Source organism: Actinomycetospora sp. NBC_00405 (assembly GCF_036044095.1).
Taxonomy (GTDB): domain Bacteria; phylum Actinomycetota; class Actinomycetes; order Mycobacteriales; family Pseudonocardiaceae; genus Actinomycetospora; species Actinomycetospora callitridis.
Genome location: NZ_CP107938.1, coordinates 2,664,848 through 2,687,342, shown reverse-complemented (window position 1 = coordinate 2,687,342; position 22,495 = coordinate 2,664,848). Strand labels below are relative to the sequence as shown.

Genomic DNA, 22,495 nt, shown 5'->3' with positions numbered 1-22,495 from the left:
GTGGTTGATCGGTCCGCGCGTCAGCGGGCGAACTGGTAGTGGATGGACTCGGTGTCGGGGTCATGCAGCGGGCTGCCGTTCCACAGCCAGTCGTACGACAGGTCGGACTCGCCGTCGAAGCGGCGCAGCTTCTCGTCGCGCTCGCGCTGCTCCGGGCCGTCGGGCAGGTGGTAGAAGGCCATGTTCTGCAGCGAGGCGTCCTGCACCATCCCGGCGTGCTTGGCGCGCCGGTCGACGTAGCGCACGAGCGCGGCGTCGATGCCGTCGCGGGTCACCCGGCCCAGCTCCTCGGCCAGCACGGCGGCGTCCTCCATCGACTGGGACGCGCCCTGGGCCTGGTAGGGGAGCATGGCGTGGCAGGCGTCCCCGAGCAGCGCCACGCGGCCGTCGACCCACACCGGGTCGCGGCGCCGCCGGTACATCGCCCACACGGAGACGTCCTCGGGCTTGGCCTTCGAGAGCATCGCCGGGACGCGGTCGTCCCAGTCGGCGAAGTCCGCCGCGAGCTGCTCGGGGGTGGCCGGGCCGCTCCAGTCGCGCTCGATGGTGTCGGTGCACGGCACGATCGCGACGACGTTGAGGTACTGCCCGCCGCGGATGATGTAGTGCACGAGGTGCTTGTCGGGCCCGTACCAGATCGTCGAGTGGTAGCGGTCGACGAGGAAGCGGGTGGCCGGGTCCGCGGCGATCAGGTCGCCGGGGATGAGGGCGCGGTAGGCCATCTCGCCGGAGAACACGAGCGAGTCCTCGAACCCGGCGAGGTCGCGCACCGCCGAGCGGATGCCGTCGGCGCCGACGAGCACGTCGCCGGCGAAGCGGCGGCCGTCCTCGGCGACCGCGACCGGCCGCGCCGGGTCGGTGCGGTCCAGCTCGACGACCTTCGCGCCGGTGGCGAGGACGACCGTCGGGCCCGGGAGCTCGGGGTCGGCGCAGGCGTCGAGCAGCACGCGGTGCAGGTCGGCGCGGTGGTAGTGCCAGTACGGGGCGCCGTACTGGTCGATGACCCGCTGGCCCAGGGGCAGCTGGGCGATGATGCTGCCGTCCGCCCAGCGCCGGCGGACCTGGTCCTCGGGCTGGGTCCGGATCGCCTCGAGCTGGGGGCGCAGCCCCAGCCCGATCAGGATGCGGCTCGCGTTGGGCGCGGTCTGGATGCCGGCGCCGATCTCGCCCAGCTCCGGCGCGGCCTCCACGACCGTGACCCGCAGGCCGCGCTGGCGCAGGGACAGCGCCGCGCAGAGCCCGCCCAGACCTCCGCCGACGATGGTGACCTCGAACGATTGGCTCGCCATCTGGCCGCCTCCCGGTGTCGCACTTCACGTTCGCTCGGGTTCAATCCGAGCACGTACTATCCGAGGACGCAATACCTGGGCGCATCTCGAAACGAACCCGTCACGGATTCAGGGGCCGGCGGGAGGAGCCGGTTCCGCCCTGGGAACCCGGGGTGTTGCTCTGCGCGGACCCCTCAGAGCGCGTCGCGCTCGGCGACGCGCTCCCACTGCTGCCCGAGGTCGTTGAGCAGCGACGCGATCTGCGGGCGCTGCTCGGGAGGGCAGCCGTCGAGCAGCGCCTCGTCGAGGGCGCGGGCGCGGCGGTTGGTCTCGGCGAGGGCCGCGGCGCCGTCCTCGGTGAGCGTCAGCACCTTCGCCCGCGCGTCGTGCGGCGCGGCGGTGCGCGTGATGAGCCCGCGGCGCTCCATGCGGCGGCAGACGTCGGCCATGGTCGAGGTGTCGAGGGCGACCGCGCCGGCCAGGGCGGTCTGGTCGGCGTCGGGGTGGGCCCGGATCGCCGAGAGCACGGCGAACTGCGGGCCGGTGAGCACGGCGTCGACGTGACGGTTCCAGGCCGCGAGATAGGCCTGGTAGAGGCGCCGCGCGCCGTACCCGGGGGCCGCCACGAGGTCCGGGGGCGGGCTCATCCGCACCCGGCCCCGGGCTCCGCCCTGGCCGCCGTTCGCGCTCGCCGACCTGGTCACGGCCCACCTCGTCATCCGGCTCTGGGCGACGGTCCCCCTGGCCCCGTCCGCCGCACCCGCCCCAGATAGTACGTGCCCGGAACGGATGGAGCCCGTCCGGCGGCCACCACCTCTCGCATCCCGGGACGTCGGCTACCGCCCGGCGGTCATCGCGTTCGTCGCGAACGCCGGGTCGCGACCCAGCCACGCGATCAACCGGACGGTCGGCGCGGCGTCGCCGGCGACCGCGACGGGCGGCCCGAACGGGATCGGCCCGCCGCGGGGCTCGGCCGGCAGCACCTGGCGCGCGGTGTCCTCGATCGCCGCGGCGAGGCCGTCGTCGAGCCCTGCGGTGCGGCCGGTGGCCGCCGCGAGGTCCCAGGAGTGGACGGTGAGCTCCTGGACGTAGCCGAACCCGACGAACCGACCCGGCATCGTGCCCCAGGGGACGGTGAGGACGCGGTCGAGCACCGCGGCGTCGGAGCCGTGGAGGCCCCACGACGCGTCGACGTCGGCGCGCGCTGCGGTCAGCTCGGCCAGGTGGCGGCCCGCGGCGACCTCGGGCATGGAGTCGACCTCGGAGAACAGGCCCCCGGCGCCGACGTGGGCGATGCGGCGGTGCACGCCGACGAGGTGGTCGAGCAGGGTGCGGACGTCCCAGTCGTCGCACGGGGTGGGGCGGTCGAGGGCATCGGGCGCGGTGCCGGCGACCAGGTCGCCGACCTGGTCGAGGGCGCGGGTCAGCAGGGGGCGGGGGTCGGGAGCGGTCATGTCGATCTCCTTCTCGGGGTTCGTCGTCAGCTGGCCACGCGCAGGAGCAGCGCGGTCCACGTGCGGTAGGGGCGGAGGCGCTCGATCAGGTCGTCGAGCGGGTCGTCGGGGTGGCGGTCGTGGATCCGGGCGAGGACGGCCCGGCAGCGGGGCTCGTCGGGGAACTCGTCGACGACGCCGCACGCGCGCAGCCAGATCCCCGAGGCCCAGAACTCGCCGATCCCGCGCAGCCGGCGCAGCGCCGCGCGGGCGCCGTCCGGGCCCAGGGCGCGCAGCCGCGCGACCTCGAGGTCGCCGGCCCGCGCGGCGTCGGCGATCCCGTGCAGGCGGTGCACCTTCTCCTGCGGCAGCCCCGGGAACTCCTGCAGCGCGCGCAGGGCCTCGGGCCGGGGGAACGCGTCGACCTCGGCGCCGGCGACGGAGAGCACCTCGCCGTGCGCGACCGAGAGCCGGCGGAAGATCCTGCCGGCCTGGCGCCTGCTCATCCGCGCCGAGATCACGCCCCACGCCGCGGCCTCGTAGGGCGCGCCGAAGAGCGTCGGCCGCAGGCCGCGGTGCTCGTCCATCAGCGCGCCGACGGCCGGGACGCGCCGGCCGACCTCGGGGTAGTCGCGGGCGTCGTGGTCCAGCGAGAGCAGGCGCGCGATCTGGGCGAGCGCGACCTCCTCCGCGCCGTGCGCGCCGGCGATCTCGACGTGCACCTCGGCGTCGGGCCCGGCTTGTGTCAGGGCGAAGGCCACGGGCCGCTGGTCGCCGTCGAGCGGGGCGGTGAGGCGCAGGGGCTCTCCGGGTCCCGGCGTGTGCCGCGTGATCGGGTCCCAGCGGCCGACGAAGTCGCGGGTGCGCTCGAGGTCGAACGGGCCGAGCGGCCGGAGGGTGTGCGCGGCGGCGGCGGCGACGGGGGCGGGGGTGGTGGCGGCGGTCATGAGGAGCATGCTGCTCGCCGATACACGCCACCTGCTGTCTTGTTTCTCGGGCATTCTCGACGACGTGCGCTCGGACCGTCTGCTCGCGACGCTGCTGCTCCTTCAGAGCCACGGACGCCTGCCCGCGCCCGAGATCGCCCGGCGCCTGGAGGTGTCGAGGCGCACGGTGTCCCGCGACGTCGAGGCGCTCTCGGCGGCGGGGGTGCCCGTGTACTGCGAGCGCGGACGGAACGGGGGCGTCGCCCTGCTCGCGGGCTACCGCACCGACGTCACCGGCATGACCGACGAGGAGCTGCGCGCCCTGGTGGCGCTCGGGTCGTCGGCCGACGGGGGCGCGCTCGGGTCGTCGCTGGCCTCGGCGTCGCGCAAGCTGCTGGCCGCGCTGCCCGACGCCCGGCGCGAGGGGGTCGACCGCGCACGGCGGCGCCTGCTCGTCGAGCACCAGGGGTGGCGGCGCGCGCCCGAGGAACTGCCCGCCCTGCCGGCGCTGGACGCCGCACTCGTCGCCGACGAGCGGGTGCGGCTGCAGTACGCGACGGGCGACGCCGCGCACGCCACGTGGCGCACCGTCGACCCCTACGGCCTGGTCAGCAAGGCCGGCACCTGGTACCTCGTCGCGGCCCACCGCGGCCGGCCGAAGATGTACCGCGTCAGCCGGGTGCGGGCCGTGGCCGCCACCGGGACGCCCGCGCGGCGTCCTGACGGGCGCGACCTCGCCGAGGTGTGGACCGAGCTCCGTGAGCGCCTCGAGACACCGACCGCCGAGGTCGAGGTCCGGCTCCTCGTCGACCCGGCGTGGGCGCCGACCCTGCGCCGCGTCCACCTGGCCGTGCTCGCCGGTCCGTGGCGCACCGAGGGCGTCGCCCCCGACGGGCGGGAGATCCTCGTGGCACCGTTCCGGTCGCTCATCGGGGCCCGGGCCGGCCTCCTGGGCTACGGCGAGGCGGTCGAGGTGCTCGAGCCGGCGGCGCTGCGCGAGGAGATGGCCGATGCCGCGGCGCGGGTGGTGGCGATGTACACGGCTCGGAGCGGAGCGGGGCTCGACCTGTGATCCCGTGGGCAACTCTGCCGGAGTCGTCCGTGCCGAATGTCCTGGGCGCCGATTAGGGTCACGCGCCATGACGACGGTGTTGGTGACCGGTGGCGGCGAGCGACTGGCAGAGGTGGCGAAGGCCATCGAGGAGGCCGGGGCGGAGACCACGGTGGTCGACACCCTGGACCGCCTGGGCGAGGCGGTCCGCGGGAAGACGTTCGACGGGTACGTGCAGCTGCCGGTGGCGATGACCCCGCGGCACGGCGGCAGCCTCGTCTCCCGCGTCGAGCAGTTCCTCTCCGAGGGCCTGCTCAGCCGCTTCCGGGCCGCCGAGACGGTGCTGCCGTCGCTGTCCGAGTCGGCGAACGTCCTGCTCGTGGGTGGTCAGACCAACGTCGACTCCGACGCGCCCGACGACCAGGAGGCGCGCACCGCCCTGATGCGGGTGCTCGCCCACGCCCTGCGCGCCGAGCGCGCCCCGAGCCACCTGCGGGTGCGCACGGCCGGGCCCGAGTGGTCCGCGACGGACATCGCCACCAAGATCCTCAGTGAGGGCGGGAGCGAGTCGGACGCCGACCAGGCCGGCGAGCGCCAGGCCATCGGCAAGGCCTACGCCGATTGGCGCGCCGAGGTCCTCGGGCTCGTGCGGGTCGAGTTCTGACCTCGCGGCTCTGATCTCCGGGCCGGGCCGTCGGTGACCCGGAGCCCGGGCGCCTACGGCAGCGCCGAGCCCTGGCGGTACTCCTCCCAGGGGATCGTCCAGTCGGCGATGTCCCCGTCGCGCGTCGTCAGCGGGCGGCTCGAGCCGACGATCTCCACCGGGTCGCCCATCTGCACCCAGTTGTAGAAGAACTCGCCATTGGCCGGGGACAGGTTGACGCAGCCGTGCGAGACGTTGCGACGACCCTGCGCGCTGACCGAGTCCGGGTTGACGTGCACGAACTCGCCGTTGTTCGAGATGCGGACGGCCAGCGGCAGGTTCTGGTCGTAGAACCCGGGCTGGCCCTCGCCCGGGCCGCCCCACGTGTCCGAGCGCATCCGCTTGACCTCGTGCTTCTCGAACGCGACGTGGACGCCGTACTGCGTCGGGTAGATGTCGCGGCCGTAGGACGCCGGCAGGCTCCGCAGCTCCTGCCCGTCCTGGTAGAGCACGAGGGTGTGGGCGTTCACGTCGCCACGGGCGCGCTGGTCGCGGCCGACGGTGAAGGAGAACGAGCGGTCCTCGGCGCCGTAGAGGCCCTCGCCGCCGTCGACGCCGAACAGGCGCGCCTCGACGGTGACCTGCGTGCCGGGGCGCCAGTACTCCTTCGGGCGCCAGTTGAGCTGCTCGTCGGACATCCACCGGAAGGAGCCCTCGGTCGGCACCGAGGTGGCGACCGAGACGCGCCGCTCGACCGCCGCCCGGTCGGTGACCGGCGCGTCGAAGGTGATCGAGATCGGCATGGCGACGCCGACGGTCTGGCCGTCGGTGGGTCGGATGCTCGCGATCTCCAGGGTCTGCTCGGGGTCGACCGTGCGGAAGGTCTGGTCGAGCGGGGCGCCGGGGCCGCCGCGCTCGTCGACGCCGACCGCCTGCACCCGGTACTCGGTGCCGTAGGCCAGCGTCGCGCTGGTCCAGCGCGTGCCGGTCGGGTCGAGCGTGCCGGTGAGGGCGGGCGCGCCGGCAGGCGTGACCGTGACCGAGGTCAGCCGCCCGCCCGCCGCGGACACGACGAGGGGCTCGGCGGGCGCGACGTCCACCGCGCCCGGCGCCACCGAGGCGGCCAGCGCGACCGGGGGCACGGGCGGGGGCGGGGGCGACGTCACCCCGGCGCAGCCACCCAGGAGGGCGACCAACGCCAACAGGACCACGATCGGTCCCGTCGACGCCCGATCGAGCCCACGTCCCCGCGCTCCACGAGCGCGCTCTGTCCTCGCCACACCGCCCCCAAATCCCGTTCCGGGGAGATTCTCCCCGGACATCCTCATCCGAGCGAGACGTCGCGGACGCTCCGCGGGTTGCGTGTCGCGGGTGTCGAATCGGTCTCGGTCGGGCCGCGCGGCGCGGCGTCACTGTGCGTCGGATCGGACAGACCGGACACGGCGCCGAACGGGTGAGGCTGATGCTCTGGTCTCAGGGCTGTCTCAGGCCGTGCGGTCACACTGTCCGGCATGCGCATCCTCGTCGCGGACGACGACCGGGCCGTGCGGGACTCCCTGCGCCGCTCGCTCGCCTTCAACGGCTACCAGGTCGAGCTCGCGTCGGACGGGCAGCAGGCGCTGGACGCCATGTCCGGCGAGACGGGCCAGCGCCCCGACGCCCTCGTGCTCGACGTGATGATGCCGCGGGTCGACGGCCTCGAGGTGTGCCGGCGGCTGCGCAACGCCGGCGACGACATCCCCGTGCTGGTGCTCACCGCGCGCGAGGCGGTCTCCGACCGCGTGGCCGGCCTCGACGCCGGCGCCGACGACTACCTCGCCAAGCCTTTCGCGCTCGAGGAGCTCCTCGCCCGGCTGCGGGCGCTGCTGCGCCGCCGGGTGCCCGACGAGCCGGGCACCCCCGACCCCGAGCCCCTGCGCTTCGCCGACCTCTCGCTCGACCCCGTGACCCGCGAGGTGCGCCGCGGCGAGCGCCCGATCAGCCTCACGCGCACCGAGTTCTCGCTGCTCGAGCTGTTCATGGCCAACCCGCGCCGCGTGCTGACCCGCAGCCGCATCCTCGAGGACGTCTGGGGCTACGACTTCCCGACCACCGGCAACGCCCTCGAGGTCTACGTCGGCTACCTGCGCCGCAAGACCGAGGCGGAGGCCGAGCCCCGCCTCATCCACACCGTCCGCGGCGTCGGCTACGTGCTGCGCGAGACACCGCCCTGACCCGTGAGCGACGTTCCCGGCTATGGCCGGGAACTTCGCTCACGTCAGCTGCGGGGGATCCAGAAGCGCAGGAGTGCGCCGCCCTCCGGGGCGCGGCCGGCGGAGACGCCGCCGTGGTGGCGCTCGGCGACCTGGGCGACGATCGAGAGCCCGAGCCCCGAGCCGCTCATCGTGCGGGCGTCCAGCGAGCGGTAGAAGCGCTCGAAGACCAGGTCGAGCTCCTCGTCGGCGATCCCGGGGCCCGCGTCGGCCACCTCGAGCACCGCGGTGCCGGGACGTTCCGGGGCGACGCCGGCGCGCAGCGTCACCCGCACGCGGCCGCCCGGCGGGCTCCACTTGGCGGCGTTGTCGAGCAGGTTGAGGGCCGCGCGCTCGAGGGCGTTGGCGTCCCCGGTGACCTCGCACGACGCGAGGTCGACGTCGAAGGTCACGTTCTCGGCCACCCCGCGGCGCCGGGCACGGTCGAGCGCGCGCTCCACGACGTCCGCGAGGTCGAGGGGCTCGGCGGCCACTTCGGGCGGGTCGTCACGGGCGAGCTCGACGACGTCGCCGATGAGGTTGGCGAGCTCGTCGACCTGCGCGCGCAGGTCGGCCTGCAGCTCGGCGCGGTCCTGGTCGGAGAGCCGGGGTGCGTCGGGGCGTTGCGACGCCTGCTCGGACGCCATGAGCAGCTCGAGGTTCGTCCGCAGCGAGGTCAGCGGCGTGCGCAGCTCGTGCCCGGCGTCGGCCACGAGCCGGCGTTGTCGGTCGATGGACGACGAGAGCGCCGCGAGCATCGCGTTGAAACTGCTGGTCAGGCGGGCGATCTCGTCGCCGCCGGAGACGGGGATCGGGCGCAGGTCGCCGGTGCGGGCGACGCGCTCGGTCGCCGAGATCAGCCGCTCGACGGGCCGGAGCCCGGCGCGGGCGATGGCCACGCCGGTCAGGGCGGCGAGCAGGACGCCCGAGGCGCCGGCGACGAGCAGCACCACCGCGAGCTTCGACAGCGTCCGCCGCGTCGGGTCGAGCTCCTGGGCCAGCACGAGCGCGCGGTCCTCGCCCGCGTAGACGGCGACGACCCGGTAGACCTCGCCGTCGATCACCCCGGTGCGCACCGACGTCGGCGGGCTCTGGCGGGCCGCGGACACCTCGGCGGCGCCGAGGGGCGGGCTGCTGCCCCGCAGGGTCACGAACTCGCCGCCGGCGGTCACGATCGCCACCCGCACCTCGCCGGCGGCGAGCGCGTCGGACGAGACCCGCAGCAGCAGCGAGGGGTCGGCGAGGTCGCCGGACGCCGCGACCGTCGCGCGCTGCACCAGGCTCTCGTCGAGCTGGTCGTAGAGCGCGCGCTGCGCGGTGAAGAAGACCGCGGCGGCGATCAGCGCGACGAGCAGCCCGCCGCCGACCGAGACGAGGATGCCCACCCGCCGTCGCAGCGGGATGCCCTGCAGGACGTGGCGGATGAGGCCGGGCGGGGCCTCCTCCTCGTCGTCGCGCCGCTCATCGGACGAACCGGTGGGTGCCAGGGTCCCGTCGGGCGACGTGTGGGCCGGGTCCTCGAGGGTCGTCCGGCCACCGCTCGTCGGGCCGGCTCCGAGACGCTCCACCCCACCAGCTTCCCCCATGCGGTCGACGGCGCCCGTGTGGGCGAAGCACGGGGTCGGTGCGAGAGGCTGGGGGGATGAGCGAGAACGACGCCGCGTCCGCCGCCCCGGACGGGTCCGGCCCGTCGGGATCCGACGTGCCGCCCGGACCGACGTCCACCGCTCCCACGGGTCCCTCGTCGACGCCGTCGTCCGCCGCCACGGGTCCGACGGCCACGGGTCCGGACGGCGCCGACGGCCCGGCCGGCCGCCCGGCCGGGCCCGGCGGCGTGCGCTGGGCCGAGGGCACGGGCCGCGAGTACGACACCCAGCCCGGGACGCAGGCCACCGGCGGTGCCTCGCCCTACAGCGCGCCGACCCAGGTCACCCAGCAGCCCCAGGGCCCCGGGAACCCCTCCGGCGCGGCCGGCGCGACGGCCTTCGGTCCGATGCCGTCCTACCCCGCGACCGCGCCGCAGAGCCGCGAGGCGCCCGTCGGCACCTACGACGGTCCCGGTGGCTACGGCGGTCAGGGGGGCGGACAGGGCGGCGGACCGGGGGGCTACGGCGGTCCCGCGCAGGGCCCGCCGACCGACCACGGTGGCTACGGCTGGGGCGCCACGGGCGCCGGGCCCGCCACCCCGCCCGGTGGCCACCCCCGCGACCCGGGCGGCGGCTGGGGCGGCGGGGGAGCCCCCGGGGGCGGCGGACCGACCCCGCCGCGGCGTCGGCTCGGGACACTCGCGCTGGTCGCCCTGGCGCTGGTCGCGGGTCTCATCGGCGGCGCCCTGTCGGCGGTGGCCATCGGCGGGATCGGTGGGTCGTCGAGCTCCTCGCAGGGCACCGCGCTCGACGAGCCCGTGCCGAACGAGGGACCCACCGACGCGGAGCCGGGGTCGATCGAGGCGGTGGCGGCGAACGTGCTGCCCAGCGCCGTGCAGATCCGCGGAGCGGCCGGCGAGGGCTCGGGGGTCGTGCTCTCGGCCGACGGCCTGATCATGACCAACAACCACGTCCTGCAGGCCGGCCAGGGCGGCGGGCTGGAGGCGATCTTCTCCGACGGCCGCGCCGCGCCCGTCCAGATCGTCGGCACCGCCCCGGCGGCGGACATCGCGGTGGTGCGGGCCAGCGGCGTCACCAACCTGCGGCCCGCGAGCCTCGGCAACTCCGACGAGCTCGCGCAGGGCCAGACCGTCATCGCGGTCGGCTCGCCGCTGGGGCTCTCCGGCACGGTGACCACCGGCATCATCAGCGCGCTCCAGCGCCCCGTGCAGGCCGGCGGCTCCGGCTCGGGCCAGAGCAGCGTCCTCGACGCGATCCAGACCGACGCGGCGATCAACCCCGGCAACTCCGGCGGGCCACTCGTCGACGACCAGGGCCGCGTGATCGGCGTCAACACCGCGATCGCCAGCGTCACGGGCGGCACGGGCCAGGAGGGTGGCTCGATCGGCCTCGGGTTCGCGATCCCGATCAACCAGGCGCGCCGCCTGGCCACCGAGCTCGTCGACACCGGCCAGGCCACCCAGGCCGTCATCGGTGTCGGGGTGGCCGACGCCCAGCCGCGCGGCGCCGCGATGGCCGACGTGCAGCCGGGATCGCCCGCCCAGACGGCGGGCATCGTCGCCGGTGACGTCGTCGTCGGCGTGGACAACCGCGTGATCGAGGACGCCAACGCGTTCGTCGCGGCCATCCAGTCGCGGCCGCCGGGGCAGACCGTCACCCTCGCCCTGCAGACGCCCGGCGGTGCCCCGCGGCAGGTCACCGTCACGCTCGGGAGCCGGGTGATCGGCGGGCGCTGAGGTCCGCCGGGGCCCGCCCCGACGTCAGGCGGGGACGAGCTCCACGAAGCACCGCTCGCCCTCGGCGCGCGCGACGACCACGAGGCCGGCCTCGGCCGCCACGTCGTCCACCGCGAGCGGGCCCAGCACGGCCCAGGGGAACCAGGGGCCGCCGTCGACGAAGGGGTCGAGGACGGTCAGCGGGTCCGTCGAGGTGTCCGCGGTCCCGGTGGTCTCGAGGTAGGCCGTGCCGCACCAGAGGGCGGCACCGGCCTCGAGCTCGAGCAGCACGCTGCCGCCGTCGGCGAGCAGGGCGCGGCACCGGCGCAGCAGCGTGACCGGGTCCCCGCCGATGCCGATGTTGCCGTCGGCGAGCACGACGTGCTGCCAGCGGCCCTCGCCCGGCAGGCGCTCGAACGCGTCGCGGTGCAGCACCGCGGCGCCGCGCTCGAGGCAGCGCTGGATGGCCTGCACGGACACGTCGACGCCCAGGGCCGGCACGCCGCGGTCCGCGAGCGCCACGACCAGGCGGCCGGGGCCGCAGCCGAGGTCGAGCGTCGGACCGGTACACCGCCCGAGCAGCCAGGCGTCGTCGTCGTCGGCGTCGTCGTGCCAGCGCTGGACGGCGAGCGGCAGCACGACCCCGTCGCCACGCACCAGGCGCTGGCAGTGGCCCGCGAGGGCGGCGTCGAACACCGAGCCCGCGTCGGCCGGGCGCGCCTGGAGGAACAGGGCGGCCTCGTCGGGGGCGGACGTCACGCGGGTCATCGTGGGAGGCCTCCGGAAAGGGGGAGCAGGTCCGAGACCGCACGGGCGAAGCGGCCGGAGGGGACGAGGTCGGCGACGGCGACGGCGTCGTCGGGGGTGTCGACGTCCGAGAGCGGCGGCAGCTCGAGCACCCGGGCGGGTGAGAGCCCCGGGTGGCCCGCGCGCAGCGCCGAGAGGGTGGCCACGCCGGTGTCGTCCCGCGAGGTGGGGACGTCGGCGATGTGCCGGGCCCGGCGCGGTTCGGCGAGGGCCAGGGCCCACCACCCGCCGTCGAGGGCGAGGCCCAGGGCGGCGTCCGCGTCGGCGGTGACGAGATCGAGCGCGTCGGCGAGCAGCGCGGCGTCCACCTGGGGGGTGTCCATCCCGATCTGCACGCTCACCGCGGCGGGGAACAGGTCGGCGACGTCGGCGTGCGCCGCGGTGATCCGCTCGCCCAGGGTGTCGCCACGTTGGGGGACGACGACGGTGCCGGCCAGCGCGTCGACCAGCTCGGCCCGGCGCTCCGCCCGGGCGATATCGCCCTCGAGGGCCACGACGACGCGGGCGTCGGGCACCGAGCGGGCGGCGTCGAGGGTGTCGAGCAGGGCCGCGGCGGCGATGCCGGCCGCTCCGGCTGGGGTCGCCGCGGGGATGAGACGGGTCTTCGCCCGGCCGGCCACGGGGGCCTTCGCGAGGACGAGGACGACCCTCGTCACCGGCGCAGTGGTCCGCATGGTGGGCGCGTTCGTGCGCGGGCTCGTGATCGGTTCGACCGACCCGCTCATCGGGTGGTGCTCCGGCCGTCGATGCGCCCGGCGGTCGCCGGACGGGTACGAGCGACCGCACGGGCCATGTCCCGCACCGCCCGCACGGTGCCGCGCACGGAGCCGGAGACCTTCGACCGCCCGCCCGCCCGCGGCCGGTAGGCGATGTCGACCTCGCGGATGCGCCAGCGGGCGGCGCCGGCGCGGATGAGCAGCTCGAGGGGGTAGCCGAAGGCGCGGTCGGTGATCCCGAGGTCGAGCAGGGCCTGCCGGCGGGCGACGCGGATCGGGGCGATGTCGCGCACACCCACCCCGCGGGCCCGCATGAGGCCGGAGAGCACGAGGTTCCCGGCCCGCGCGTGCCACGGCCAGACCCCGCGCGACGAGGGGACGCGGCGGCCGACGACGAGGTCGGCGTCGGTGTCGAGCAGCAGGCGCACCATGGCCGGGAGCTCGGCCGGGTCGAGGGAGCCGTCGGCGTCGATCACGGCGACCACGTCGGTGCGCGTCGCCTCCAGGCCGGTGTGCACCGCCGCGCCGTAGCCCTTGCGGGCCTCCCGGACGACGAGGGCGCCGAGGCGCTCCGCGAGCTCGGGGGTGCCGTCGGTCGAGCCGTTGTCGCAGACGACCGCGTCGAACCCCTCCGGCAGGGCGGCGAGGACCCCCGGCAGCGCTTCGACCTCGTCGAGACAGGGCAGCACCACGTCCACGCGACCATCCACCCGGTCACGCTATGAGGTCGCCGGTGAGCCCGCCGTTCGGGGTCCGGTCGCTCACGACCGATCGGGAGCACACCGTCCGCCCCCGGACGGGTGACCAGGGACGTCCGTGCGGCCCTCCTCACCGGGGGGTCACGGCGCGTCCGTACTGTCCGCCGGTGATGACGACCGTGTTGCGGGACCGCCCCGGCGCTGCCGACGAGCCCTCGTCCACGCCCCGCCGCCCCTTCCGCCTGCGCGGCGACCTCCTGGCCGTCGCCGTGGCATCGCTGCTGGTCACGGCGTCGGCGCTCGTGGGCTGGGCCCTGGTCGACGCCGGCGTGCCCGTGCTCGTCGGGTGGCCCCCGCTGCTGGCGCAATGGCTGCCGCACGTCGGTCCGGGCACCGTCCCGGCGGTCCTGGTGGCCCTCGTCGTCGCGCTCGGCGGTCCCGCCGTCGCCCGGTCGTGCCGCTGGGGCCCGCTCCTCGCCGTGGCCTACGTCGCGTCACTGGCGTGGACCTTCGCCCTCGCGACGATCGACGGGTGGTTCGTCGGGGTCGCCGAACGGCTGGCGACGCCCACCGAGTACCTCGCGGAGATCCCCCGCACCCCGGACATCGCGGTCTTCCTGCAGACGTTCGCCGAGCGGATCGCGGGGCAGACCCCGGACACCCTGGTGACGCACGCGTCGGGCCACCCGCCCGCCGCGACGATCTTCTACGTCCTGCTCGACCGCGCGGGCTTCCCCGGCGGCGAGTACGCCGGCGCCGTCACGGCGGCGATCGGGGCGTCCGCGGTGGTCGCGGTGGCGATCACCCTCGCCGCGCTCGGCGACCGCGACCTCGCCCGCACCTACCTGCCCTTCGGCGTTCTGTTCCCGGGCGCGGTCTGGGTCGGCGTCTCGGCGGACGGGATGTTCGCGGCGATCCTGGCCTGGGGCGTCGCGCTGCTCGCGCTCGGCGCGGTGCGCCGCGGGCTCGGGGGGCACGCGCTGTGCCTGCTCGCGGGCGTCGTCCTCGGGCTCTCGCTCTTCTTCTCCTACGGGCTCGTGCTCGCCGGGCTCCTGCCCGTCGCCGTCGCGCTGCTGAGCCGCCGGATCCTCCCGTTGGTCACCGGCGGGATCGGCGCCGCAGCCGTGGTCGCCGCCTTCGCCGCCGCCGGTTTCTGGTGGTACGAGGGCTACGAGCAGGTGACGGTCCGGTACTACCAGGAGGGCGAGTACGGCCTCCTGCGCCCGTACGAGTACTGGGTGTGGGGCAACCTCGCCGCGCTGCTGCTGGTGCTCGGCCCGGCCGTCGTCGCGGGCCTGCGGCGCGCGGCCTGGCGCCCGCGCGCCGTGCCGCACGCCCTGCTGGCCCTCGCCGCGGCGGGGCTGATCGCCATCGCCGTCGCCGACCTGTCGGGGCTCTCGAAGTCCGAGGTCGAGCGGATCTGGCTGCCCTTCGCGGTCTGGGTCGTGCCCCTCGCCGCCCTGCTCCCGCGCCCGTCGGCGCGCTGGTGGCTGCTCGCCCAGGCCACCCTGGCGCTCGCGATCAACCACCTGTTGCTGACGGTCTGGTAGCTCGCCGGGTCCTTGCAGCGAACGCGCTGTTCGCTGCTTCTATGCGCGCGAAGTCCCCGTTCGCGCGCCCGGTGGTCAGCCGACGGCGTCGCGCAGCGGGTCCGTCGCGAAGGCGGCGATCCCGTCGGCGAAGCGGGTGCCCGCGCGGTAGCCCAGCAGCTCGGCGGCGCGGGCCGGGTCGGCGGTGACGTGGCGGACGTCGCCGGGCCGTGCGCCGCCGACCACCTGCGGCGCCGGCCCGTCCATGGCGGCGGCGAGCGTCGTCGCCAGGTCGCCGATGGTGCGCACCTCGCCCGAGCACACGTTGAGCGGGACGCAGCGTCCCTCCTCGGCGGGGGTCTCCAACGCGGCGAGGTTGGCCTCGGCCACGTCCCCGACGTGCACGAAGTCCCGGCGCTGGCGGCCGTCCTCCATCACGCGTGGTGCCTCGCCGCGCTCGAGGGACGACCGGAAGATCGACGCGACGCCCGCGTAGGGCGTGTTCTGCGGCATCCGCGGGCCGTAGACGTTGTGGTAGCGCATCGCCCAGACGCGCCCACCGGTGGCGCGCGCCCATGCGACGGCGAGGTGCTCCTGGGCGAGCTTCGTGGCGGCGTAGGTGCTGCGGGGTTCGAGCGGGGCGTCCTCGGGGATCAGCTCGCCGCCGAGGTCGCGGCCGCAGTGCGGGCACGGGAGGTCGTAGCGCCCCGCGTCGACGTCGGCCTGGGTGCGCGCGGGGGCCGGGACGATGCCGTGCTCGGGGCAGGAGTAGCGGCCCTCGCCGTAGACGACCATCGAGCTCGCCATCACCAGGTCGCGGTGCCCGGACCGGAACATGGCCGCGAGCAGGACGGACGTGGCGACGTCGTTGTTCTCGGTGAAGTCCGGGCCGTCGTTGGGGTCGACGCCGTGGCCGACCATCGCGGCCTGGTGGCACACGGTGTCGACCTGGGGGAGCAGCCGGTCGAGCAGCCCCGCGTCGCGGACGTCGCCGTGCACGACCTCGTGGCGGTCGAGCCAGGCGGGCGCCTTGCCCGCCGCGTGCGCCTGGGGGAGCAGGGCGTCGAGCAGCACCGGGGTGTGACCCCGCTCGACCAGCAGATCGGCGATGTGGGAGCCGATGAACCCGGCACCGCCCGTCAGGAGTACGCGCACCCCGGAAACGCTAACGACCACCCGGCGGGACCGGATCCACCCCTACTACGTTGGGCGCCATGGAGAACCAGCCGCTGCACGGCGGCACGGAGGAGTTGCTGGGGCGAGCCCTCGTCGTCGTCGTCGACGACCGGGTCAGCCGGGGGGAGAGCTCGGACTCGATCGGTCCGCTGGTCACCGAGCTGCTCGGTGAGGCCGGGCTCGTCGTGGACGGGACGATCGTGGTGCCCGGGGAGTCGGTCGCCATCCGCAATGCGCTCAACACCGCGGTGATCGGCGGGGTCGACCTCGTCGTCACCGTCGGCGGCACCGGGGTGTCGCCGCGCGCGGTGACCTCCGACGCGACCGCCGGCGTGCTCGACCGCCCGATCCCCGGCATCGCCGAGGCCATCCGCGCGTCCGGCCTCGCCGCCGGCGCCGTCGACGCCGGGCTCTCGCGCGGGCTGGTCGGCGTCTCGGGCAGCACCCTCGTGGTGAACCTCGCGTCGTCGCGCGCGGCGGTCCGCGACGGCATGGCCACGCTCACGCCGCTGATCTCGCACGTGATCGCCGAGCTCTCGGGGATGGAAGAGCACTGAGCTCCGGCGGCCACGACGACGCGGAGGAGGCCCGGCGGCGCGCCGCCCGCCGGGCGGCGATCTTCGGCGACGACCCGGTGTCGTCGACCGACGAGCGCGAACCCTCGGACGTCCCGGCAGGCGACGACGACCGTCGCCGATACGACGCCGAGCGCCCGCCGCACCACGACCGGCCCTGATCCTCATCGGCCCATGATCCTCATCGCAGGGTCACGGTGACCTCCTCCCGCAGCGACACCGTCGCCACCCGCGCGGCCAGCGCCGACGGGAGGGCGACCACCACCACGGGCGCCGAGCCCGCGGTGCGCTCCGGCGCGGGGAGCACGGCGAGCACCACCGCGCCGGGCGCGAGGAGAGCGGGGTCGGCCGCCACGGCCGCGGCGTCGTCCGCGCCCGCCGCCACGAGGTCGACACGCGTCCCGGGCGTCAACAGCGCGGCCACGCCCGCGTCCGCGAGGCGCACCGGCACGCCGGCGGCGTCGGGCACCCCGGCCGCGGCGACGGCGGCCACCGGGCCCAGGAGCCGGACGTCGGTCAGCGCCTCGCCGGCCCGGACCCCGCCGACCACCTGACGCCCGGCGACCGCGCCCGGCTCGGCGAACGCCCCCGCCGGCACCAGCTCGCCCGGGAGCAGCCGCACCGCCACGTCCGCGGGGCCGAGCGCGACCCCCGGCGCGAGGTCGCGGGCGGCGACGAGCACCGGCGTGCCGCCCGGCGCGACCGACGGCGCCGCGAGGAGCCCGAGCGCGACCACCACGAGCAGCCCGGCGGCGGCGCGGCGCAGCGCCACCGTCCGTCGCCACCCCGGCGGTGGGAGTCGCCACCGTCGGGGGCCCTGCCTGGTCTCGTCCGCCACGGTCCCGACGCTAGGGCGGGAGCGCGGTGGACACCCAGTCCTGTCCGCGGGCCTGTGGACGCATCCGGACGATGGGGACGGCGACCGGACCAACCGCGCGCGGCCGTCGCCGGTGCGGTGATCATCCCGTCCACCGGCCCGGCGCGGCGGACGCACCGGACCGGGCGGTAGTTTGCGGCCGAGGGCGACCCGTCCACGGGGGCCGGGAGCGGGAAGAGGCGGGCGCTGGCATGGCCGTGGTGCTCGTGCTGCTCGCCACGATCGCCAACGCGATGGCCCTCGTCCTGCAGCGCAAGGCGGCGCAGGACAGCGCACGCTCCCGCGGGATCAGCGCCGGCACCCTGCGCGACATGGTCCAGCGGCCCGCGTGGCTGGTCGGGACCTCGATCTTCTGCGTCGCCGTCGGACTGCAGGCCGTCGCGCTGAGCCTCGGGTCGATCGCCCTGGTGCAGCCTGTGCTGGTCATGGAGCTGCCGTTCACGCTGCTGCTCGGCTGGTTCGTGCTCGGCGGTGCGCTGCGCCGGCGCGAGTGGATCGCCGTCGCGATCATGTCCATCGGCCTCGTCGTCCTGCTCGTCAGCCTGCAACCCAGCGGTGGTGACGCCCTGGGTGCCGGGGCCGTGACGTGGATCCTCGGCACGATCGTCACCCTGGGCCTGCTCGGCGGGGCCAGCGCGATCGCGGAGCGGTCGCGTCCCGTGGCCCGCGCCGCGTGGTACGGCATCGCTGCCGGCATCGGCTCGGGCTTCGTGGCGGTGATCGTCAAGGCGATGTCCGAGGCGCTCGCGCTCGGCGGGATCGGCGGGGTGCTGACGACCTGGCAGAGCTACCTGCTCCTGCCCGTCGCGCCGGCGGCGTTCCTGACGCTCCAGTACGCGCTGCGGGCGGGGCGCCTGCTCGCGTCCCAGCCGGGCCTGATCCTCGGCAACCCGCTGCTCTCGTCGACGTGGGGCATCTGGCTGCTGGGCGAGCAGGTCAACGGCGGCGCGGCCCTGCTCGGCGGGTTCGTCGGCGCCGGCCTGATGACGGTGGGCGTGTTCCTGCTGTCGCGCTCGCCGCTGCTGGCGGCCCAGGAGGGCGGCCCGCGGGACACGTCCGGGACGAGCCCCGGGTCCCGTCGCCGACCCCTCTGATCCCTCTGGACCAGCCTCGAAACCTCGGGACGGTCACCCGAAAGGGTGGTCCTGCTCGATCAGGGGAACCATCGGGGCGTGTGGGCCGTCATACATGGTGCGAGGACCTCGATGCCGGCCGCTGGGGAGCGGGTGGGCGTCGGGCAGGTCCGGGACGTCGGCTCGGGGCCGATGTCCCGGGCCACCCCTCAACCCTCTCCGGCCAGGTCCGGGCCGCTCAGGCCGACTTCGCGGACGATCCCGACGAGCTCGAGGATCCCGACGTCCCGGACGAGCTCGACCCGGCGGTCGAGGAGCTCGAGCCGGAGCTGCTGCCGGAGTCCGACGAGCTCTTCGTCTCGGTCTTGGTGCTCGTCGACTCGCCCGAGCCCTTCGACTCGCCCGAGCCGGACTCCGCCGACGCCGAGGCCTTCTCCGAGTTCGCGCCGGAGCCGGCACGGGCGTCGTTGCGGTAGAAGCCGCTGCCCTTGAAGACGATCCCGACCGACGAGAACACCTTGCGCAGACGTCCACCGCACACGGGGCACTCGGTCAGCGAGGGGTCGGAGAACGCCTGGACCTGCTCGAAGCGGTGATCGCAAGCGGTGCAGGCGTAGGGGTAGGTCGGCACGTGCACTCCCGTTCTCGTCCCGCCCCCGCGGACGGGCGGGGGTGGTGATGTCCGCGCGCAGTGTAGATGGCACTCGCGCCACCCGAGTGCCAACGCCGCGAGAGTCACGGCTGTTCCGTGAGGAGGCGCGACCTCCTCGCCGCGAGCGGGGGGATTTCCTGACGATGAACGTCAGCGTGGTCCCCAGGCTGGCAACCCCGCCGATCAGAGGGGGAGCGGAGTGACGCCCGCGCGGGGGCGCCAGACGGCGTGGACGGCGACGTCGTGGGGCTCGGCGGGCAGCGGGCCCTCGACCAGCTCGTCGTCGCCCACGAGGGCCACCAGGCGGGTCGCCGCGCCCGCGAGGGGGAGCGTGCGGTCGTAGTGCCCGCCGCCGCGGCCGAGGCGCACGCCGCGGTGGTCGACGGCCAGCGCCGGGACGACGATCAGCCCCGCGTCGGCCACGACGGACGGCCCCAGACGCGGTCCGAGGGGTTCGAGCAGCCCGCGGGGGCCGGGACCGAGAGCATCGGGACCCTCGTACGAGGCCCAGTCCAGCGGCGCCTCGCCCACCGTCACGGGCAGGAGCACGCGACGTCCGAGCGCGCGGGCGGCGTCGAGCACGGGCAGCTCGCCGTCGGGGATCGCGCCCGGCTCGCCTCGCACGGCGACGAACAGGCAGACCAGGTCGCCGGCCCCGTCGAGCACCGCCGGCAGGCCGGCCGCCAGCGCCGCCGCGTCGGCCCGGCGCGCCTCGTCGGAACGCCCGCGCCGCGCCTCCAGCAGCGGGCGGCGCCACTCGGCCTTCGTGCGGGTCACCCCCGCAGCGTCTCGCCGTCGTCGACGTGGCGCGGCCCCTCGACCGTCACGTCGCCCTCGACGGCGACGTCGGACCCGAAGGTGACGTCCCCCGAGACGGTCAGCGACGACGCGCGCGCCAGCGACGGCGCCCCGCCCGCGAACCGGCGCTCGAAGTCGTCGAGCATCCCGAACCGGGCCTTCTCCAGGTCGACGACCGGGAAGTCGGCGCGCGTGGGCTCCATCCGGCCGTCGTCGGTGAGGTCGTAGAGGTCCGAGCGCGCCACGAGCAGGTCGTCGGTGGTCTTGACCGGCGCGAACCGGCTGCGCGGCACCTCGATCGCCCGCGCGTCCTCGATCGACCCGATCGCCGCGCCCATCGCGGTCTCGAGCTGCAGCACGGCCGTCGACGACTTGTCCGTGGGGTCGACCGTCTTCTTGTTGACGATCAGTGGCAGGTACGGCGCCGCCGGGTCGGCCTGCTGGAGCGTGCGCAGGTGCTCGAGGTCGAACCACAGGTTGTTGGTGTTGAAGAAGCAGAACCGCTCGATGTCGGTGAACGAGTCGTCGCCGTCGGGCACCTGGGCGGTCTCGCGCAGCACCAGGGCGCCGTCGCGGCGGGCGAGGTGCCCGCCCTTGCGGTCCATCGGGGTGCGCCGGGCGACCTCGAGCGCGAACGGCACGCCCTGCTCGGCCATCCACGCCGCGATCCGTACGTCGGGGATCGCGCCGAGGTTGTCGGAGTTCGACACGAAGCACCAGCGCACGCCGGCCGCGAGCAGCGCCTCGAGGGTGCCGGACGCGGCGAGCGCGGTGTAGAGGTCGCCGTGCCCCGGCGGACACCACTCCAGGCGTGGGTCGGCCGGCCACGAGACGGGGTGCCAGTCGTCGGCGCGCAGCTTGGGCTCGGAGCCCTGCAGGAAGTCCAGCGGCAGCTCGGGGTCCTCGAGACCCTCGTGCCGGCGCAGCGCGGCGAGCGAGGGCTCGCGGGTGCCCTCGGAGTTCATCACCAGCAGCGGCAGGCGCGCCCCGTGGCGCTCGCGCAGCGCGAGGGTCTGGCGGGCGACGGCGTCGAGGAAGCTCGTGCCGGGCTTGATCTCCAGCAGCGACTTCGGGCCCGCGAGGCCCATGCTCGTGCCGAGGCCGCCGTTGAGCTTGATCACGGCGAGGCGGTCCAGCGCGTCGCGCGCCGCGGCGTCGTCCGGCTCGCCGAGGTCGTCGAGGGCGGGCAGGTCGCCCACCTCGGAGAGCTCCTCCCCGGGCACGACGGCGCTCTCCGGCTTGGCCAGCTGCTCGAGGCGACGGCGGAAGGCCTCGACCTCCGCGGGGTGCGCGTCACGCTCGGTCAGGGTCGCCAGGGCGGCGTCGACGTAGGTCATACGGCTCTCTCACAACGGGGCGCGGGACCCGTCCCACGATATCGGGCGCGTCGGTCCCCTCCGCCCGACGCCCGGCGTAGGACGATGGGGCGCATGAGGAGCCGGCCAGAGGGAAGGCGCAGGCGGTGAGGACGGTCGAGGCCCAGCTGCGCCGTGTGCTCGACGCCGCGGTCCGCCCCGCGCCGATCCGGGTCGACATCTCCTCCGCGCAGGGCCTGCTGTGCGCCGAGGAGGTCGTCGCCGACCGGGCGCTGCCCGGGTTCGACCAGGCGGCCGTCGACGGCTTCGCCGTGCGCAGCGTCGACGTGCGCGTCGCGGCCGAGGAGCCCGTCGAGCTGCCGGTGGTGGGCGAGGTCGCGGTCGGGTCGCGCCAGGCGCACCGCCTGCAGCCCGGCCAGGCCGTGCGCGTCGCCACCGGCGCGCCGCTGCCGACGCTGGCCGACGCCGTCGTCCCGCACGACCACACCGACGCGGCCGACGACCCGGGCAGCAAGGGCACCGGGCACCGCGCCCGGCTCACCGTCAAGACGCCCGTGCCGTCGGCGGCGTGGGTGCGCCGGGTCGGCGAGGACGTCGCTCCAGGGGACGTCGCCGTCCGCCGCGGCGCCACCGTCGGCCCCGCCCAGGTGGGACTGCTGGCCGCGGTCGGGCGCACCAAGGTGCTCGTGCACCCGCGTCCGCGCGTGTCGGTGCTCGCGGTCGGCGACGAGCTGGTCGACCTCGACCGCACGCCCGGCACCGGCCAGGTCGTCGACGTCAACTCCTACGCCCTGGCCGCCGCGGCCGCGGACGCCGGCGCCGAGGTGACGCGTCTGCCCATCGCCTCCGCCGACGCGACGGCGCTGCGCGAGGCGGTCGAGTCGGCGCTCGCGCGCTCCGAGATCGTCGTCCTCGCGGGCGGCGTCGGCGGGCGCCTGGGCGAGGACGTCCAGGACACGCTGTCGGCCCTCGGGCCCGTCGACATCTCGCGGGTGGCCATGCACCCCGGCTCCGTCCAGGGCTTCGGCCGTCTCGGCGCCGAGGAGATCCCGACGTTCCTGCTCCCCGCGAACCCGGTGTCGGCGCTCGTCGCGTTCGAGGTGCTCGTGCGCCCGCTGATCCGGCTGGCGCTGGGCCGCCAGGAGCTGCACCGCCGCGAGGTCACCGCCTCCCTGCTGTCGCCGGTGACGTCCCCGCCCGGGCGCCGCAGCTACGTGCGCGGGCGCCTGCTGCGCGACCGCGGCACCGCCGACTACCTCGCCCAGCCGCTGGGCGGCTCGGACTCCCACCTGCTGTCCTCGCTCGCGGAGGCCAACGCGCTCATCGTGATCGACGAGGACACCACCGAGGTCGGCATGGACGCCCCGGTGCGGGTGTCGTTCCTCGCGCCGCGCACCTGACGCG

At 75.8% G+C, this 22,495-nt stretch carries 22 protein-coding genes; 8 read left to right on the top strand and 14 right to left on the bottom strand.

From position 1 onward, the window contains the following. Positions 1–20: 20 nt before the first annotated feature. The 4 genes from OG774_RS13175 to OG774_RS13160 form a co-directional block, all read right to left on the bottom strand. Positions 21–1,289 (bottom strand): FAD-dependent monooxygenase, encoded by a 1,269-nt coding sequence (locus tag OG774_RS13175; RefSeq protein ID WP_328310066.1) that lies wholly within the window; start codon positions 1,287–1,289, stop codon positions 21–23. Between the two features lie 173 nt (positions 1,290–1,462). Continuing rightward, entirely contained in the window at positions 1,463–1,972 is a 510-nt protein-coding gene (locus OG774_RS13170) for a MarR family winged helix-turn-helix transcriptional regulator (protein WP_420791735.1), read from the bottom strand. A gap of 132 nt (positions 1,973–2,104) precedes the next feature. Continuing rightward, complete coding sequence (locus OG774_RS13165; protein ID WP_328310064.1) at positions 2,105–2,722, bottom strand: TIGR03086 family metal-binding protein; 618 nt, start codon at positions 2,720–2,722, stop codon at positions 2,105–2,107. Between the two features lie 26 nt (positions 2,723–2,748). After that, positions 2,749–3,648 carry a DNA-3-methyladenine glycosylase family protein gene (locus tag OG774_RS13160; protein WP_328310062.1) on the bottom strand — a complete coding sequence of 300 codons (900 nt, stop codon included), beginning with the start codon at positions 3,646–3,648 and terminating at the stop codon, positions 2,749–2,751. Between OG774_RS13160 and OG774_RS13155 the strand changes: the two genes are divergently transcribed. Together OG774_RS13155 and OG774_RS13150 are read left to right on the top strand one after the other, a co-directional pair. Next, a complete protein-coding gene (locus OG774_RS13155) occupies positions 3,647–4,699 on the top strand; it encodes a helix-turn-helix transcriptional regulator (RefSeq protein ID WP_328310060.1) in 1,053 nt (350 codons plus the stop codon). The two genes, OG774_RS13160 and OG774_RS13155, sit on opposite strands and share 2 nt — an antisense overlap. Before the next feature lie 67 nt (positions 4,700–4,766). Then, positions 4,767–5,342 (top strand): hypothetical protein, encoded by a 576-nt coding sequence (locus OG774_RS13150; RefSeq protein WP_328310058.1) that lies wholly within the window; start codon positions 4,767–4,769, stop codon positions 5,340–5,342. 53 nt (positions 5,343–5,395) lie between these two features. Here OG774_RS13150 and OG774_RS13145 read toward each other — a convergent pair whose 3' ends face one another. After that, positions 5,396–6,532, bottom strand: a complete 1,137-nt coding sequence (locus tag OG774_RS13145; protein WP_442873987.1) for a L,D-transpeptidase — start codon at positions 6,530–6,532, stop codon at positions 5,396–5,398. Positions 6,533–6,832: 300 nt separating this feature from the next. On the opposite strand from OG774_RS13145, the gene OG774_RS13140 reads away from it, so the two are divergent. After that, entirely contained in the window at positions 6,833–7,534 is a 702-nt protein-coding gene (locus OG774_RS13140; RefSeq protein WP_274189693.1) for a response regulator transcription factor, read from the top strand. A 44-nt stretch (positions 7,535–7,578) separates the two neighbouring features. Here OG774_RS13140 and OG774_RS13135 read toward each other — a convergent pair whose 3' ends face one another. Then, positions 7,579–9,120, bottom strand: a complete 1,542-nt coding sequence (locus OG774_RS13135) for a HAMP domain-containing sensor histidine kinase (RefSeq protein ID WP_328310053.1) — start codon at positions 9,118–9,120, stop codon at positions 7,579–7,581. 74 nt (positions 9,121–9,194) lie between these two features. Here OG774_RS13135 and OG774_RS13130 point away from each other — a divergent pair, with 74 nt between their 5' ends. Next, positions 9,195–10,895, top strand: coding sequence for a trypsin-like peptidase domain-containing protein (locus OG774_RS13130; RefSeq protein ID WP_328310051.1), 1,701 nt, complete (start codon positions 9,195–9,197; stop codon positions 10,893–10,895). Between the two features lie 24 nt (positions 10,896–10,919). Here OG774_RS13130 and OG774_RS13125 read toward each other — a convergent pair whose 3' ends face one another. From OG774_RS13125 to OG774_RS13115, 3 genes are all read right to left on the bottom strand, one after another. Next, complete coding sequence (locus OG774_RS13125; RefSeq protein WP_442873986.1) at positions 10,920–11,642, bottom strand: class I SAM-dependent methyltransferase; 723 nt, start codon at positions 11,640–11,642, stop codon at positions 10,920–10,922. Beyond that, on the bottom strand, positions 11,639–12,337 hold the full coding sequence (locus OG774_RS13120; protein ID WP_328310047.1) for a DUF2064 domain-containing protein: 699 nt from the start codon (positions 12,335–12,337) through the stop codon (positions 11,639–11,641). Before OG774_RS13120 ends, OG774_RS13125 begins: the two co-directional genes overlap by 4 nt. 65 nt (positions 12,338–12,402) lie before the next feature. Beyond that, positions 12,403–13,095, bottom strand: a complete 693-nt coding sequence (locus tag OG774_RS13115; protein WP_328310952.1) for a glycosyltransferase family 2 protein — start codon at positions 13,093–13,095, stop codon at positions 12,403–12,405. A 170-nt stretch (positions 13,096–13,265) separates the two neighbouring features. Here OG774_RS13115 and OG774_RS13110 point away from each other — a divergent pair, with 170 nt between their 5' ends. Next, complete coding sequence (locus OG774_RS13110; protein ID WP_328310045.1) at positions 13,266–14,645, top strand: hypothetical protein; 1,380 nt, start codon at positions 13,266–13,268, stop codon at positions 14,643–14,645. A 75-nt stretch (positions 14,646–14,720) separates the two neighbouring features. Here OG774_RS13110 and OG774_RS13105 read toward each other — a convergent pair whose 3' ends face one another. Continuing rightward, complete coding sequence (locus OG774_RS13105) at positions 14,721–15,779, bottom strand: NAD-dependent epimerase/dehydratase family protein (protein ID WP_328310043.1); 1,059 nt, start codon at positions 15,777–15,779, stop codon at positions 14,721–14,723. A gap of 59 nt (positions 15,780–15,838) precedes the next feature. On the opposite strand from OG774_RS13105, the gene OG774_RS13100 reads away from it, so the two are divergent. Then, positions 15,839–16,357 carry a MogA/MoaB family molybdenum cofactor biosynthesis protein gene (locus OG774_RS13100; RefSeq protein ID WP_274192983.1) on the top strand — a complete coding sequence of 173 codons (519 nt, stop codon included), beginning with the start codon at positions 15,839–15,841 and terminating at the stop codon, positions 16,355–16,357. Positions 16,358–16,556: 199 nt separating this feature from the next. Here OG774_RS13100 and OG774_RS13095 read toward each other — a convergent pair whose 3' ends face one another. Further along, the gene (locus OG774_RS13095) at positions 16,557–17,213 is read right to left on the bottom strand and encodes an SAF domain-containing protein (RefSeq protein ID WP_328310039.1); all 657 of its coding nucleotides are present in this window, start codon (positions 17,211–17,213) and stop codon (positions 16,557–16,559) included. 230 nt (positions 17,214–17,443) lie between these two features. Here OG774_RS13095 and OG774_RS13090 point away from each other — a divergent pair, with 230 nt between their 5' ends. Next, on the top strand, positions 17,444–18,346 hold the full coding sequence (locus OG774_RS13090) for a DMT family transporter (RefSeq protein WP_328310037.1): 903 nt from the start codon (positions 17,444–17,446) through the stop codon (positions 18,344–18,346). Positions 18,347–18,563: 217 nt separating this feature from the next. On the opposite strand, the gene OG774_RS13085 is transcribed toward OG774_RS13090, so the two are convergent. The 3 genes from OG774_RS13085 to OG774_RS13075 all read right to left on the bottom strand — a co-directional run bounded on the left by OG774_RS13085 (position 18,564) and on the right by OG774_RS13075 (position 21,112). Then, positions 18,564–18,956, bottom strand: a complete 393-nt coding sequence (locus OG774_RS13085; RefSeq protein ID WP_328310035.1) for an FmdB family zinc ribbon protein — start codon at positions 18,954–18,956, stop codon at positions 18,564–18,566. A 204-nt stretch (positions 18,957–19,160) separates the two neighbouring features. Further along, positions 19,161–19,754: a 5-formyltetrahydrofolate cyclo-ligase gene (locus tag OG774_RS13080; protein WP_328310033.1), complete on the bottom strand. Its 594-nt coding sequence runs from the start codon at positions 19,752–19,754 to the stop codon at positions 19,161–19,163. Continuing rightward, complete coding sequence (locus OG774_RS13075; protein WP_328310031.1) at positions 19,751–21,112, bottom strand: UTP--glucose-1-phosphate uridylyltransferase; 1,362 nt, start codon at positions 21,110–21,112, stop codon at positions 19,751–19,753. The genes OG774_RS13080 and OG774_RS13075 overlap by 4 nt, the downstream gene beginning before the upstream one ends. Before the next feature lie 125 nt (positions 21,113–21,237). Between OG774_RS13075 and glp the strand changes: the two genes are divergently transcribed. Further along, positions 21,238–22,491 carry a molybdotransferase-like divisome protein Glp gene (glp, locus tag OG774_RS13070; RefSeq protein WP_328310029.1) on the top strand — a complete coding sequence of 418 codons (1,254 nt, stop codon included), beginning with the start codon at positions 21,238–21,240 and terminating at the stop codon, positions 22,489–22,491. Positions 22,492–22,495 lie beyond the last annotated feature (4 nt).